At 50.1% G+C, this 14,213-nt stretch carries 18 protein-coding genes; 9 read left to right on the top strand and 9 right to left on the bottom strand.

What is annotated here, in order from left to right; genetic code table 11:
* Window positions 1–206 precede the first annotated feature (206 nt).
* Both ACFQ2I_RS13545 and ACFQ2I_RS13540 read left to right on the top strand, forming a co-directional pair.
* Window positions 207–1,031, top strand: a complete 825-nt coding sequence (locus tag ACFQ2I_RS13545) for a CAP domain-containing protein (protein WP_377564900.1) — start codon at window positions 207–209, stop codon at window positions 1,029–1,031.
* 86 nt (window positions 1,032–1,117) lie between these two features.
* Window positions 1,118–1,741, top strand: a complete 624-nt coding sequence (locus ACFQ2I_RS13540; RefSeq protein ID WP_377564899.1) for a 3D domain-containing protein — start codon at window positions 1,118–1,120, stop codon at window positions 1,739–1,741.
* On the opposite strand, the gene ACFQ2I_RS13535 is transcribed toward ACFQ2I_RS13540, so the two are convergent.
* Together ACFQ2I_RS13535 and ACFQ2I_RS13530 are read right to left on the bottom strand one after the other, a co-directional pair.
* Window positions 1,742–2,560 carry a polysaccharide deacetylase family protein gene (locus ACFQ2I_RS13535; protein ID WP_377564897.1) on the bottom strand — a complete coding sequence of 273 codons (819 nt, stop codon included), beginning with the start codon at window positions 2,558–2,560 and terminating at the stop codon, window positions 1,742–1,744.
* A gap of 130 nt (window positions 2,561–2,690) precedes the next feature.
* Window positions 2,691–3,956, bottom strand: a complete 1,266-nt coding sequence (locus tag ACFQ2I_RS13530; RefSeq protein ID WP_377564896.1) for a methyl-accepting chemotaxis protein — start codon at window positions 3,954–3,956, stop codon at window positions 2,691–2,693.
* Between the two features lie 281 nt (window positions 3,957–4,237).
* Here ACFQ2I_RS13530 and ACFQ2I_RS13525 point away from each other — a divergent pair, with 281 nt between their 5' ends.
* On the top strand, window positions 4,238–4,645 hold the full coding sequence (locus ACFQ2I_RS13525) for an O-methyltransferase (protein ID WP_377564895.1): 408 nt from the start codon (window positions 4,238–4,240) through the stop codon (window positions 4,643–4,645).
* A gap of 76 nt (window positions 4,646–4,721) precedes the next feature.
* Here ACFQ2I_RS13525 and ACFQ2I_RS13520 read toward each other — a convergent pair whose 3' ends face one another.
* Window positions 4,722–4,898, bottom strand: a complete 177-nt coding sequence (locus tag ACFQ2I_RS13520) for a DUF5325 family protein (protein WP_377564894.1) — start codon at window positions 4,896–4,898, stop codon at window positions 4,722–4,724.
* A 117-nt stretch (window positions 4,899–5,015) separates the two neighbouring features.
* Between ACFQ2I_RS13520 and ACFQ2I_RS13515 the strand changes: the two genes are divergently transcribed.
* On the top strand, window positions 5,016–5,219 hold the full coding sequence (locus ACFQ2I_RS13515; protein ID WP_377564893.1) for a small, acid-soluble spore protein, alpha/beta type: 204 nt from the start codon (window positions 5,016–5,018) through the stop codon (window positions 5,217–5,219).
* A gap of 146 nt (window positions 5,220–5,365) precedes the next feature.
* Here the strand turns inward: ACFQ2I_RS13515 and ACFQ2I_RS13510 are convergent, their stop codons facing one another.
* Window positions 5,366–6,352 (bottom strand): metal-dependent hydrolase, encoded by a 987-nt coding sequence (locus ACFQ2I_RS13510; protein ID WP_377564892.1) that lies wholly within the window; start codon window positions 6,350–6,352, stop codon window positions 5,366–5,368.
* A 92-nt stretch (window positions 6,353–6,444) separates the two neighbouring features.
* Here ACFQ2I_RS13510 and ACFQ2I_RS13505 point away from each other — a divergent pair, with 92 nt between their 5' ends.
* Window positions 6,445–6,729: a hypothetical protein gene (locus tag ACFQ2I_RS13505; protein WP_377564890.1), complete on the top strand. Its 285-nt coding sequence runs from the start codon at window positions 6,445–6,447 to the stop codon at window positions 6,727–6,729.
* A gap of 4 nt (window positions 6,730–6,733) precedes the next feature.
* Here the strand turns inward: ACFQ2I_RS13505 and gerQ are convergent, their stop codons facing one another.
* Window positions 6,734–7,111, bottom strand: a complete 378-nt coding sequence (gerQ, locus tag ACFQ2I_RS13500) for a spore coat protein GerQ (RefSeq protein WP_377564921.1) — start codon at window positions 7,109–7,111, stop codon at window positions 6,734–6,736.
* Between the two features lie 200 nt (window positions 7,112–7,311).
* Window positions 7,312–7,734, bottom strand: coding sequence for a cell wall hydrolase (locus ACFQ2I_RS13495; protein WP_377564889.1), 423 nt, complete (start codon window positions 7,732–7,734; stop codon window positions 7,312–7,314).
* Window positions 7,735–7,922: 188 nt separating this feature from the next.
* Here ACFQ2I_RS13495 and cyoE point away from each other — a divergent pair, with 188 nt between their 5' ends.
* Window positions 7,923–8,810, top strand: coding sequence for a heme o synthase (gene cyoE, locus ACFQ2I_RS13490; RefSeq protein WP_377564920.1), 888 nt, complete (start codon window positions 7,923–7,925; stop codon window positions 8,808–8,810).
* Between the two features lie 37 nt (window positions 8,811–8,847).
* A complete protein-coding gene (locus tag ACFQ2I_RS13485) occupies window positions 8,848–9,456 on the top strand; it encodes an SCO family protein (RefSeq protein ID WP_377564888.1) in 609 nt (202 codons plus the stop codon).
* On the opposite strand, the gene ACFQ2I_RS13480 is transcribed toward ACFQ2I_RS13485, so the two are convergent.
* The 3 genes from ACFQ2I_RS13480 to ACFQ2I_RS13470 form a co-directional block, all read right to left on the bottom strand.
* Window positions 9,457–9,831, bottom strand: a complete 375-nt coding sequence (locus ACFQ2I_RS13480) for a toprim domain-containing protein (RefSeq protein ID WP_377564886.1) — start codon at window positions 9,829–9,831, stop codon at window positions 9,457–9,459.
* 120 nt (window positions 9,832–9,951) lie between these two features.
* Entirely contained in the window at window positions 9,952–10,089 is a 138-nt protein-coding gene (yjcZ, locus tag ACFQ2I_RS13475; protein WP_377564885.1) for a sporulation protein YjcZ, read from the bottom strand.
* A gap of 97 nt (window positions 10,090–10,186) precedes the next feature.
* A complete protein-coding gene (locus tag ACFQ2I_RS13470; protein ID WP_377564883.1) occupies window positions 10,187–11,353 on the bottom strand; it encodes an MFS transporter in 1,167 nt (388 codons plus the stop codon).
* A gap of 200 nt (window positions 11,354–11,553) precedes the next feature.
* Here ACFQ2I_RS13470 and ACFQ2I_RS13465 point away from each other — a divergent pair, with 200 nt between their 5' ends.
* Together ACFQ2I_RS13465 and ACFQ2I_RS13460 are read left to right on the top strand one after the other, a co-directional pair.
* Window positions 11,554–12,048, top strand: coding sequence for a hypothetical protein (locus ACFQ2I_RS13465; protein ID WP_377564882.1), 495 nt, complete (start codon window positions 11,554–11,556; stop codon window positions 12,046–12,048).
* Between the two features lie 63 nt (window positions 12,049–12,111).
* Window positions 12,112–14,154, top strand: a complete 2,043-nt coding sequence (locus ACFQ2I_RS13460; protein WP_377564881.1) for a peptidoglycan D,D-transpeptidase FtsI family protein — start codon at window positions 12,112–12,114, stop codon at window positions 14,152–14,154.
* Window positions 14,155–14,213: the final 59 nt, after the last annotated feature.

Here is a 14,213-nt window from a genome sequence, read left to right as displayed (position 1 = left end):
TTTGCTGTGCAGGGAAGTACTGGTCGACAAGAAAATTAAGCGCTTACAATTGAATGAGTAGATTCTAATAAATCAGCAATGACAGGTGATTGAGCTCCTTTTTGGACGAAGTGGTAATTATTGTGACATGAAACGACTATATCCCCATGCTACTATTATTTCGTCGGCGGAAGCCTGCAAAATTATTCATTGGGAGGATACTCGTAATGACAAGAAAGTCGAAGTCTATTCGTGTCAGTGTAGCAAGTGTTGTGGCAGCAGCGATGATCGGGAGCGGAGCTGTCGTTCCTAAAGCTGAGGCATCCATGTTGCAACCAAATTTTCAGCTTCAAACGCAATACATCAATTATGAATTTATAAATCACTTGGCTGAGAAATGCGGAATCGACCTCAGTAATCTGAACTTGGAATGGAACGGAATCGTCATCACTTGGCCGAGCGGTGCTATAAAGCCGGAACCGACACCGGAGCCAACCCCGGTACCGACGCCAGTGCCGACACCGGAGCCAACCCCGGAGCCGACACCAGAGCCAACCCCGGTACCAACGCCAGTGCCGACACCGGAACCAACCCCGGTACCGACGCCAGTGCCGACACCGGAACCAACTCCTGTGCCAACCCCGGTACCGACGCCGACTCCAACGCCTGGAACGGGAACGGAGACGGGAACATTTCAATCACAGGTTGTTGATCTGGTTAACAAAGAGCGTGCTGCTCAAGGTCTGAAGCCGCTGGCTACGGATGCACTTCTGGCAAAGGTCGCGACGGAGAAAGCGAGAGATATGGATGTGAACAATTACTTCAGCCATACTTCTCCAACTTACGGCTCGCCATTCGATATGATGCGTTCATTCGGTGTGAAATACAGATACGCCGGTGAGAACATTGCATCCGGTCAACGCTCGCCGGAGCAAGTGATGAGAGATTGGATGAACAGTCCCGGCCACCGCGCCAACATCCTGAACGGTAATTTCACGAAGATTGGCGTAGGGTATGTGAACGGCGAGTGGGTCCAGATGTTTATCGGTTAGTGAGCTATGAAGTTAGAACAAATTTCAATACGTGCAGAGGACGCTAGCCGTCCTTCGCACCTTGTTTTATTAGGAGGAATTTTGCCGTGAAGAAAACTACAATCCTTAGTACAGTTATTGCATTATCTATCGCTTTATCGGCCGGTACGGCACATGCTGCATCGTCGCATAGCGTCGTCAGCAACGACACGTTCTGGAAATTGTCCAAGCATTACAACATATCGCTTCAATCATTGCTGGACGCTAATGCCGGCATTGATCCGCTTAACTTGCAGATCGGCATGAAGCTTGTTATACCCGGTACAATTGCAAGCATGAACGGCAATGAAGCGGCGCCTGCACAGCCACAAGCCAATACAGTTATGGCTCCTAGCGGCGAGCAATATACTTATGCCAAACAATTGCATTTGAAAGCAACCGCTTATACCGCTTCTGCGGCAGAGAATGGAGGATGGGCCGGTCTTGATTACTTCGGCAACAAGCTGAAGGTAGGCACGGTGGCAGTAGATCCCAAGATGATTCCGCTCGGCACGAAGCTGTATATTACAGGTTATCAATATAATGGTCTGCCAGCAGGGGGTATGCTGGCTACGGCAACAGATATGGGCGGCTCGATTAAAGGCAATCGGATCGATCTGTTCGTTCCCGGCACAACCCAGCAAGCGAGAAAATTCGGCATTCAAAACGTTCAGGTATATATTCTAAAATAGTCACCTGTACGCTTTCTTACCCAGCAGTTCAGGCAATGTGACAAGCTCGTAGCCTTCGCTGCGTAGCTTGTTAATCAGTCGCGGAAGTGCTTCAATTGTTCCGCTTAGATCTTCATCTCCGCCTCCATGTTGTAATACAATGGAGCCGGATTGCAGCGTACGGTCAATATTACTCATCACCTGATCGCTACTCGCCCCCACTCTCCAGTCTTCGGAATCAACATCCCAATTAATAACGGTGTAGCCGTTCCTCATCCCCCAGCGCACTTGTGCCGGCACTATTTCTCCATATGGCGGCCGAATAAAAAGGGGAGACAAGCCGGTGAAATGGCGAATAATGACATTCGTACGCCAAATCTGATATTCAAATTTCTCTTGGGATAGCCTGGAGTACAACGCATGATTATAAGAATGGTTGCCTATAATATGGCCTTCCCTATTCATACGCTGAATGATTGCCGGGTATTGGGCCGCTCTGCTGCCAACGACGAAGAAGGTTGCGCACACATCGTGCTGGGCCAGAATATCCAATATGGCTGGCGTGTAGCGAGGGTCGGGCACATCATCAAAGGTTAACGCCACAAGCTTGCCGCTGCGCGGCCCGTTCATGACGAAAGTAGCGGGAAACATACGATGGAGCTTGACCCAGGACATAGCTGTCCCCTTTCGCTCCTTGCTGTGGGCGGAGACGGATTCGGTCTGTTCCTGACCGGTATCTCTTGCAAGGACGGTGGAAGTGGGGGGAAAGCCGATTAACTGGGCAATGACAAAGAGAACGGTGCATAATTTGATAACTGAAGACAAATTTGCCATTATCATTTCCCGTCCTTCAATCATGAAATGGTGTATTCGTAATCTTGCCGACAATGCCGCTATCCATTCCTCTTTCCCCAAAAAAAAACTTGCTTCAAGACGACATGTCTTGAAGCAAGTAGATACAATTTGGTTGTTATTTCACTTTAAATACTTGAATCGTCCGCTGCAATTGGGTAGCCATAGTCAGCATGCGTTCCGTCTCCTCGACAACGGCCTGAACAGATGCGATCTGCTCATTCATGGAGGCAGATACTTGCTCCGTGCCGGCAGCAGATTGCTGGGTTATGGCGGAGATGGATTGGATTGCCGATGAAATTTTACGTGCGCTGTCCAGCATGGCATCGCTCTCCTGGGAGAAGGCATAGATTTGATCCGTTATGAAACGTATGCTTTCCACGATCTCTTTGAATACAACCTCCGATTGATTAATATGCACGGATTGAAGCTGAACAGCTTCTTCGTTGATCTTCATATTGTTGATTGCCTGCTTAATCCCCTCATCAATGCTTTTCACAAGGTTGAACACTTGCTTCGTAGAAGCGGTGGATTCTTCCGCCAGTTTGCGAACCTCCTGCGCGACCACTGCGAAGCCTTTGCCATGCTCGCCTGCACGGGCCGCTTCGATGGATGCGTTCAACGAGAGCAGGTTCGTCTGCTCCGCAATATCTGAGATCGTCGTGGTGATGGCGGATATGCCTTGCGCCTTGCGGGCGAGATCTTGAATCGTCTCAGCTACATTGGCGGTCGCCTCAACGTTGCGCTTCATGCCGGAAGCTTGCACTTCCAGCGCATCTTGTCCCTTCTGGACGAGCTGAATCGTTTGTTCGGAACGAGTATTCATTTCCTTCGTAGATTGGGCGTATGCGGACACCTTCTGTTCGATCTCGTTGATGGATTCGCTCATATCCGCGACATCCTCCGAGATGGCATTGGCTCCGGTCGCTAGTTCGTTGGAAGAGGCGGCAACCTGTTCCATGGCATTCTTAATATTGTTGTTCTTATCGAAGATACCGCGGCTGGTATCTGCGACATGACGAATAATATTCGTCGTCTCCGTCAATATATCTCGAAGCTTGTCTACCATGCTGTTGAAGGAATGGCCCAGTTCTCCTGTTCCCGAAGAATTGGAGGTATCGATCTTCTGAGTGAAATCGCCTTTGGAGATGCTGTAAGCGGCAGTGGATATCTCGTCGAAGGAGTTAGTAATAGCTCCCTCCAGAAAGGATACAGTGGGATACAGAGCGACGGCAAGGATTGCGGCAATAATGACAATGGGTATAATAGTGCCTCCTGCAACGGCAATTGCTGTAATAGCAGCGATCGTAAAGAGTAGCAAATTAGCATAAAGCATGATCAATAATTTATTGCGAATCGTTTGCGAATAGTACCATTGGATCATTATGTAAGCGCTCCTTTAATTAGAATAACCATATTATAGCACAGGTAGTGCGAAAATGGTCTACAATTGTCAAAGTCTGCTATAGTGCTGTTATAGTACTTATCGGAGGACTTTAGAACGATTTGAATAGGTATATTAGCGCAATTTTCTTTTCGGAAAATACAAATAAACTTTTCGGTGAAATCGATCATCTGGCAATGTACCATTATAGACAATTCATGACTGAAAAATTTGTCGGGCTTTTATCGATTTTGTCGATTATTAAGGAGGGGATTGCGCGTATGAAGGAGAATTCGACATCGCTGGCGAGACAAGTAGATTTTGTATTTCGGCAACTGGAGGGGGAGTTAAGGAACACAGCTGCCGGTACGATATTAATTCACATCAGGAACAATGCAGTTGGAAAGTTTGGCTTGCGTCATCATCCCATCTCAAGCAAGGATGGGAAACTGGAACCTACGATTTGTGGCCTTACCACCCAGCAGGTTCAAGATTTTCGCCAGATGGCCATTGATGCGTTGAAGTATAGAAAAGAATGGACACATGGCGAAATACTTTATGATTTCTCAGTCCGCGCCAATACGAATTCCTGGTCGGCAAGCGTACTGTATGAGTCCAATTATAATATGGCCAGTTGGAATACGCGATTTCAAACCCGCAAGTTCGGTCTTCAGACCGACTACTGCTAGCGGGAATTCCAACGGGACAAGGACCTCCGCACACGTAGGCTGAGGTCCTTGCGTGGCACCGTATATAAATTAATCATTACGATTCTTTATTTTTTCTAAGGCGCGCTTTCACAATAAATCCAGCGCCTATGCTGAAGAGGCTTAGTAAGCTGAACAACAGCACCAGCCAACCGTTGTGGCTGATAGAGACAGCTGTCGCGCTCATGAACAATACGGACAATGCGGCAAAGAAAAGGGATAACGGTTTGGACAATGACAAACTCTCCTTAATTTTTTTAAAAAGCAGCATAGGTTTTCGAAAGGATACACATAATAGGCTTGCAAGCTTGCAACAGATTAAATGTGCAGAGGACGAAAGGAGAAATACCGAATGGCAAATCAATTAATAGTCCCACAAGCCATGCAAGCCCTAAATCAAATGAAACTTGAGGCAGCGCAGGAACTTGGCGTACAAATTCCGGCAGACGGCTATTACGGTAACGTATCGACTCGTGACGCAGGTTCGCTTGGTGGATACATTACGAAGAAACTTGTACAAATGGCCGAGCAACAACTGTCTGGCGGAATGCGCTAACACAGCAACTCATACACAACTTGGAGTTGAGCTCAAGGGTAACCTTGAGCTTTTTATATTATGCAAAAAAAAGCAAGCAAGCTCCTTCCATTGTGAAGGATGGCGCTTGCTTCGTCAATGTAATAATTGCGGTGCGGTCCATGGCATTAATAGGTATCCATGCGCAGCCTCTTCATTAGCCGTTCGTCGCTAAGCCAGCCGACGTACGAACCCAGAGTCTGATACTTCTTGTCCATGAGCAGGACGGCTACGAACGGGTATTGCTTGCGGTGACGGTAACGCACATCGCACCATCTGACTTCGTACCCCCAGCCGTGTTCTATGACTTCGGCACAAGCGAAGCTTGTGAAGTAAAGGAATGAGCGTATGGCGGGATCGCTCTTCGACTTCTCTACAGCGGGATGATCGTCGCACTTGACAGTGTCCAGCCAGCTCAGATGATTGCGACGTAAATTACCGACATGAAAGGTACCGTCCGCCGTCTGCTTGACGATGTTCCAAACATCGAGCGAAATGGTGGGGATGGCAATATAAGTATCTTCTGTTGCATGAAGCTTGTCCAGCCGGGGCAGTCTCCTCACCGTGCTGCGCGCAGCAAGGGTACGCCATATATAATAGAAAAAAAGCAGGGCGTACATAAGCGGGAAGAGGGTCGCGGGATTGGCAATACCGCCTGCCCATAGCAAGATGGCGATAATATGGACCGTGAAGATAACGGGGTCAAAAATATGAATGATATTCCAAGATATCCATTTCTCGTTAAATGGTCTCATCGCTTGTGTGCCGTACGCGTTGAACAAGTCGGTCAGCACATGCACCACAACAGAAAGCAGTATCCAGCCTCCGACGTGGAGCCATGGCAGACTGCCCCGATAAAGCAGCTGCAGCAAGCCTGTAATCAAAACTGTCCACACAAGGATGGCAGGCAGGGAATGAGACAACCCCCTATGGTTGCGAATGTAGCAAGCATTGCCCCTCAATCGAAGCAAATTGTCGAAGTCCGGCGCTTGCGAGCCGGCTACCGTTCCTAGAAGAACGGCGGTTTGAACCGCGGGATTGCCAGCTATGACAGGGTCTACCATAGCGAGTCCCGCCAGTCCAATTCCCATCACCAGATGCGTTCCTGTATCCATTTCCTTCATGTCCTCCCTGCGTGTATACTTGAACATAGTATCGACGAATGGGGACGACTTTATCATTGGTTCGGGAAGGGGACTGCAACCAGATGTACATATGTTTTGCAGAATATAAAATTTATCCGGCATATCGGGAAAGCTATGTGAAAGAAACGGAACGCTTGATGAATGCGTATTCCGGCAAAGTTCAACTCTATGAAGGTACCGATCAGCCCTGCTTGTTCGTTGAAGTGTGGCATGCAGAAAGCAATGAAGAAGCTGAGCTCATAAAGAAAGAGCGCTCTGATGAGCGCTCGGCCTGGCATGTCGTGTCACCATGGATAGTCGGGGGGAGTGAGAAACTGCATATATGGACCTTTAAGCCAATTCACTGATCGTTTATGCGTTCAATGGAGTGCTTTGTGTGATAGTCTGGCCATGGAAGGGATACTCATAATTAATCTGTTCGTTGAAGGTGACATAATCCAGATTCAGCATCAGTAATAAATAGCGCATGCCGGTGGAAGGATCGCTAATCACAATGTGGTCGCGTCCCGCCGCTTCAATGACGCCCTTGAATATCTTTGCGTTCCACTCCCGATTGTTCTCGTATGTCATGTAGAATGTGGCCATCTTGCCGCGGTTGAGGCGGAGGATATTCTCGATATAGGATTCCTCGCGCTGCGGGCCAGGGAACACTGCGCCTTGTGGGGTAACATAGGAACCGCTCGGTACTGCGGGAGGAGTAGCTGCCGATGGCATGCTCATTCCTCCCATCTGGGCATAGGGGCTGCCGTAGCCTCCGTAGCCTCCGCCATAGGCGTACGGGCTCATATTAGGCGATGTGGCGAGCGGCGATACATTGGGATTGCTCGCAAGAGGCGACACATTGGGCATTGACGAGGGCCCCACATTGGCCATGCTGACTTGCTGCTTGTAACCGTAATTCGACATTCTGATATTCCTCGCTTTCTAGTTTAGTACACGGCTGGACATTCTCCGGCTTTCGGAATGAAGAAGCAATGCTTCTTGTAACGTCCGCTGTTGGCCTGATTGTACCAGGTAGCGGGACAGCCTCCTGCCGGACGGAAGAACCATAATGCATTAGACGCGGGATGTTGGCGTTCGCCCCCGATGACGCGCTTGGCCAGCCTGATCTCGCTATCCCGCGCTCTCTGGTAGAAGTAGCTTTTTTGCACCGCTTCGAATCCGCCCGGGCTTTGATAGACCATATCCGGTATCGACCGGATATTTTTGAAGTCGAGACAGTTGCCGCGCACGCGATTCACGCCTACATTGCCTACCATCAGCATGCCAAGCTCTCCTTCGCCTTCAGCCTCGGCGCGCATAAGTCGCGCCAGCATTCTGGTGTCCTCAGCGCTGGTTTTAATGACAGCCATAGACTTCAGTCCTCTCTCCTTGCGGCTTTATCGTTATCTTCATATAGGCTGATCACTACATGGTTATTGTATTGCGGGCTGACGGAATTGGTTACAGCAGATTTGTCACAATTTGAGTGGCGAATTGATGAACAAACAAGAGGAACATTGTCACCATCCCTTTTTTTCGGTATGATTAGTAACGATTCATCAAAGGACATACTCGGGGGGCTCGCTTCGTGTTGAAGGATTGGATAGCTTTGACGAAGCCGCGGCTGCTGCGGCTCAATATATTTGCCGCGCTGGGCGGTTTCTGGGTCGCTTCCAAATGGGATCTGGACATCCCGTTAATGATATGGATGCTTATCGGCTCTACATTGACGATGGCTTCGGCTACAGTCGTCAACAATTATTGGGATCGCGAATTGGATCAGAAGATGGAACGGACGAAGGACCGGGTATTGCCGACCGGCAAAATGCAGCCGTTCACCGTGCTGGCTTACGGTCTTATTCTCGGCATCGTAGGCTTGGCGGTATTGTTCGCGCTCGTTAATCCGTTAACTGGCTTGCTAGGTCTGCTGGGGTGGTTTGCGTATATTGTCATTTACACGATATGGCTGAAGCGCACATCGACGTGGAGCACATCCGTTGGCGGCATCTCCGGCGCCATGCCTCCGGTTATCGGCTATTGCGCGGTCACGAACGAAGTTGACGCAGGCGCGTGGCTATTGTTTCTTCTCATGTTCCTGTGGCAGCCCGCTCACTTCTGGTCGCTGGCCATTCGCAGGGTGGAAGAATACCGCGAGGCGGGATTTCCAGTGCTGCCTGTAGTGAAGGGAATCAGACGCACGAAGCTGCAGATGATTCCTTATGTGCTGCTGCTGCTGCCGACTGTCGTTTTCATGTATTCCTATAACTATGCAGGCATTTATTTCCTGATTATCGCTCTTTTCTTTACTGTTGTATGGCTTATTCATACACTGACCGGCCTGTCTGCCAAAAATACGGACAAATGGGCAAAGATTAATTTTTTACTATCTGTCAACTACTTAATGATTGTATTTATCGCTTTAATTGCCAATACGTTGAAGGCATGACAATGCGCTGCATCAATGGGGAATGGGAGAGGATCAGATGTCAACGCTGCGAAAGCACGGATTCAAGATTGCCGTATTGGCGCTCTGCGCCGTCATGGCCGTCTACTTGCTGCTGACCTATGTATGGAAGCCGGAGGAGAAGCTTGGCGTACTTGGCGCTGCATCCGACTTCCAATTGGAAGATATCGACGGCAATGCGTTCTCGATGGCGGAGTCGAACGGGAAGGTAAGGCTATTGTACTTCTATTTTGCCAATTGCCCGGATGTATGTCCCCCTACGACTTACCTGTTGTCCGAATTGCAGGAGAAGCTGCGAGAGCAAGGAAAGCTGGGGACAGAGGTGGAGCTTGTCTCCATTACCTTCGACCCGGAACGTGACACGCCCGATGTCATTCGAACGTTCGCAGAGCGGACTGGCGTGGAATTCGACGGCTGGCATTTCTTGAGGGGCGAAGAGGATGAGACCGTGAAGATTGCCAAGGACTATATGGTAGGCGTTACGAAAATCGAGGAACAAAACACGTTCATTCATACGAACGTCGTTACGTTGATTGACAAAGACGGAAATATTCGCAAGCGTTATTCGGGGACGGCGGAAGATATGAGCGTAGAGGAGATGCTGAAGCAGTTGAAGATGCTGCTTTAGTCAGAAGTCTTCCTTGCTCCATACAGAAGCGGGGTCGATTGAGTCATAGCGTATATGCTCCTCAAGCCCCGCTTTTTCTAATTGCTGGATCAGATAAGCCTCGGGGGTATGCTCCACGCCGGGAAATCCTTTGCGCGTGTATATATGCTCGGCATCGGGGAATACGTCGCGCAGCAGGCCTCTGATTCGTCTGCCGGAGGCGTCATTGTCGGTGAAGATGAATGCTTGCCGATCGCGCACCTGGATACGCAGCTTCTCCAGCTGCCGAGTTCCGGGTGTGCCGTGCGTGCACAGAACGGGAACGTCCGACAGCAGCACGCGCTGCAGCTTGCTTCGGTCGTTCTTGCCCTCTACGATAATGATGGGATCTCTCATCGCTTCCACCTCACTTCATCTGATTCAACAGGCCAATGCAATGTGTCTAGTGTACCACGTTCCAAGGCGGAAATGAAAACAGCCCGCCTAGAAGGCGAGCTGTATGGTCGAACGAGGAACTTACCAGTATCCGGCGCAGATGGTGCACCCAATAATGACAAGCAAGATAAACAGAACAAGAATCATCCCTATATTCGAGCCACCGTGATGATGAACCGGTCCTACTCCGCCCTTAACCGACACATTGCCTCCTGACATAACATCCACCCCTCTCGCGGTCTATATTAGTCAGTGGTCACCTGACCTAATGTATCATATGTACTTGCGGGGCGAACGCCATGTGCGCATACCCATATTAGGAAAAATGGGTACTTGACGAGTAGGTGCGCGTCCGGTGGAAAGGGATCAAGGTAACGGCGAGCATCAGCGCAATGAAGGCGATATAATAGGGAGAGACATGATCGCGCAACTGACCTGCCAGGGTAGGACCAAGGAAGGCTCCGATGGAGAAGGCGATGGACAGAATCGAAAAAGTGCGCCCATAGCGGGTACCGCCGCTTAATTCAATAAGCAGGGTGGACAGGGCTGGTAATACGACGCCCTTCGCCATTCCGATGCCGAACAGTAAAGCCGTCAACGGCAGCGGGAAGTCAGTTGCAATGGCAAAGTACAGCAGAGCGAGACCGAATGTTCCATAGAGTGTGCGATGATAGGCGGGCAAGCGGTTCAGGAACATCATGCTCAGCGTGACCAGGGCGCCGATGCTGACGACGGAGAACAGAAGGCCGGTCGTCATCATCGCTTCCTTCGTCTTCGCCAGCAGCGGCAGTTCGAATGAAAGAATGCCTTGTGCGCAAGCGATCCCGATCGGCAGCGAGTAGATCAGCCAAGGGATGGGCGTCGCTTCGGCTGGGGGAGCCGCAAGCTGGTCCTGCTGTTCACTGTGAAGCGGCTGTTCCGGCTCAGCGGAAGAGGCGTTCGTGTCTCTAATGAAGAATATCGCGCATACAGCCGTAACGATAAGCACCCATCCAAGCAAAGTGAAGGCGGTGCTGAAGCCGATTCTGGCGACAAGATATGCGCCGGCAGCCGGAGATACGACGGATGCGAGCGTGTGAACGAGACCGTTGCCTGCCATTAGCTTTCCCTGTTCTGTGATGCTGTCGGTCAGACGAGCGAGCAGGGCGAGGCAAGCGGGAGAGAGGAAGGCCAGCACGAAGCCGCTCAAGGAACGAAGAACAAGCAATTGCCATGGATTCGTGACATAGGCCTGGAACAGCAATATAATGCCTGCGGCCAGCAGACTGAATACGATGAACAGGCGGCTGCCGTACCGGTCCACGCCAATGCCGGCAATTACATTGCCTGGCAGATGAGTGATAGAATAAATGCCCATCATGAGGCCGATGAAGGATGGCGCTGCTCCAATGGAGATTGCGAAGGGCGTCAGAATTGGATATTGCGCATGCAGGTCGAAGAACGCGACGAACAGGAACAGGTAGAGCCATATTGCGGTTTTCACAGGCGTGCCTCCTTGCAGGTATGTGCGTGTACGTAATACTTTGTGATCAAGAGCGGACTTTTTGAACAACCTCTATTACCTACTTGTACGCCGTGATGGGACAGGATATGTCTTTCTTTTGGAAGCGGCGGGATTTACGACCTATTTCCGGTAAGCTATAATATTTTGTAATGGCAATTTCAGAGAGTGGGGGTATGATGATGGATTTTTTTGATTTTTCTTCCTATGACTGGGATACATGGACGACATTTCTGGAGGAGAACTGGCTTATACTGCTTATCGCACTTATCGCGCTCTTCCTCGTTATCCGGATTGTGAAAACGATCATTAAGTGGGCAATTGTTGCGATTATCGTGATTGGGATCGTCCTGTATAGCGGTTATACGCTTGAGGATGTGAAGGAGATCGGATCCAAGGTGATGGACACCTCCATCGACGAGTTGAAGGAGCTTGGTTCGAAGGTAAGCGAGTCCGTCAAGCAGGAAGCGGTCAATGCCATGATGGGAGAAGCGCAAGACGCACAATATACGTTGGAGAAAGACGGCGCTTATATGGTAGAGACAAAAAATGTGAAACTAAAGGGCGAAGTGGGAGCAGATGAAGTATACGTCTCCGTCCACGGGGCACCGTATATCATGCTTCAACTTGACGAAACGATAATGGCATTCATTGAGCAGTCAAAAAGCAATAGCTGACAGCAGCCCGACATGGAATGAAAGCTAAAGCCATTGCAATAGCAAGTGTTAGGGGGGGCCTATATGACGGATGATCCGCAAAAGCGGGAAATCGAGAACCGCCGGCGGTTCTCGTTTCGATTGAATATTTTTTTCTTTGTCGTGTTCACCTTATTCAGTGTGCTTATCATTCGTCTTGCCGTATTGCAATTCGTGGAAGGCCCAACGTTAAGTCAAGAAGGCATGCGCAAATATATGAAGGACAATCCGCTTCCTCCCATCCGGGGCAACATCTATGACGCGCAAGGTTATCCGATCGCCTACTCCACATCGACCCAATCGCTCTATTACACGATTCAGCCATCCACCAACACCGAGAAGTCGCTTGATATAGCGAGAGAGGCGGCAGTGCAGATCGCCGAAGTGTTCAACGAGTTTGGCGATCCCGACAAAGCGATGACCGTGGATGATGTTATTTTCCATATGGACTTGGAGTCTCGAAGAGATATCATTACGACGCCGAGACGGATCAAATCGGGGCTGACGAATGGGGAGATCGCCTACTTCATGGAGAATCGGTCTAACTATCAGGGAATCGATATCGTGGAGGAGAGCGTCCGGAATTACGACGAGAACACGATAGCTGTTCAGCTTGTCGGATACTTGAAGAAGTTCAAGGGCGTGCGGGTGGACAACGAATTCTACAAAGAGAAGCTTGAGGAAGAGGACAAAACGCTGGAATATCTGGAGGAAGAAGAGGTCGGACTTGACGGCCTTGAATTCATGTATCAGGATGTGTTGCGCGGCAGAAATGGATTGAAGTCGTATCCCATCAACAACTTGGGCATGATCTCGGGTCCTACTCAGATTACGTATCCTGAGAAGGGGTCTGATCTGTACTTGACAATCGACAAGGATGTCCAGTTGAAGACAGAGCAGGCGATCATGGAACACCTGGAGAAGATTAGAACGTCAACAAATAAATATGAACGGGCGGAGTATGCAGAGACCGGATTTGCGGTGGCGATGGAGGTGGATACGGGGAAAGTCGTGGCGATGGCCAGTATGCCGGATTACGACCCTAACATATGGGCGGGCGGAAGCATCAGTCCTGAAGATTATAAAAACTTCAGTCATGTGCTGTCCAACGGCACAATCAGGCCGGTATACGGACCTTACGAGTCGGATGAGGAACGCAATCAGCACCCTTCTTCCATCGTGCCCTCCGGATCGGTCATCAAGCCGCTGACGGTATTGATCGGATTGAACGAAGGATTCTTCACCCCATCCACAAGATATAGCGATACGGGCATATTCTCTTACGGAAGGAAGGGGTATGAGACGTATATTCGTAATTCCCAGTTCAAATCATTCGGGAAAATTGACGGCGCGGGTGCGATCCGTTACTCTTCCAATACGTTCATGGCTGAGATGATTGGCAATCCCCTTTATATGAGGGGAGCAGTGAACGGGAAGAGCAGCGTGGAAATATGGGACAGCTATATGAAGCAATTCGGGCTCGGCGTATCTACGGAGAGCGGGCTGCCCGGGGAGAGCAGAGGTGTCATCGACTACTTCAAGGAAGCGGAGCGGGCCAGCTCGCAGTCGGCTCTCATTCAAGCCTCTTTCGGTCAGCAGGGCCGGTATACGGTGCTTCAGCTCGTACAGTATACGGCGATGCTAGCCAATCGAGGCAAGCGGATGCAGCCTCAGTTCGTGAACGAGATTCGCGATACGGACGGTCGGGTCGTCGAGACACTTCAGCCTGTAGTGCTCAATACGGTAGAATATCCCGAAGCTTACTGGAAAGAAATTGAAGATGGCATGTCGCAGGTTAGCGTGCAAGGCTTCGAAGGCTTCCAGCATAGCTTCATGCGCAAAACGGGCACGTCTGAGCAAGATGTGGCATCGCGCAGGAATGTCAACAATGCCGTATTCATCGCGTATGCCCCGGCGGATAAGCCTAAGCTTGCAGTTGCAGTTGTCGTTCCCGACGGCGGTTACGGCACATACGGCGCCGCGCCGATCGCGCGGCAAATCTTTGACGCCTACGATGCGGAGATAGGGCTTCGCGGCGTACCTAACGAAGCTTTGAAGACTCCCGCGGGTGAAGAAGCATCAGAATAAGTATTGGAGAGAATGGTCCTGCATGCCGGATGCGATCTGGCTGCAGGGCCATTTTGTTT

The organism is Paenibacillus chungangensis (assembly GCF_042675905.1).
Classification (GTDB): Bacteria; Bacillota; Bacilli; order Paenibacillales; family Paenibacillaceae; genus Pristimantibacillus; species Pristimantibacillus chungangensis.
Note: the sequence above shows the minus strand (reverse complement) of the source record. Positions and strands in the feature narration are given on the sequence as shown.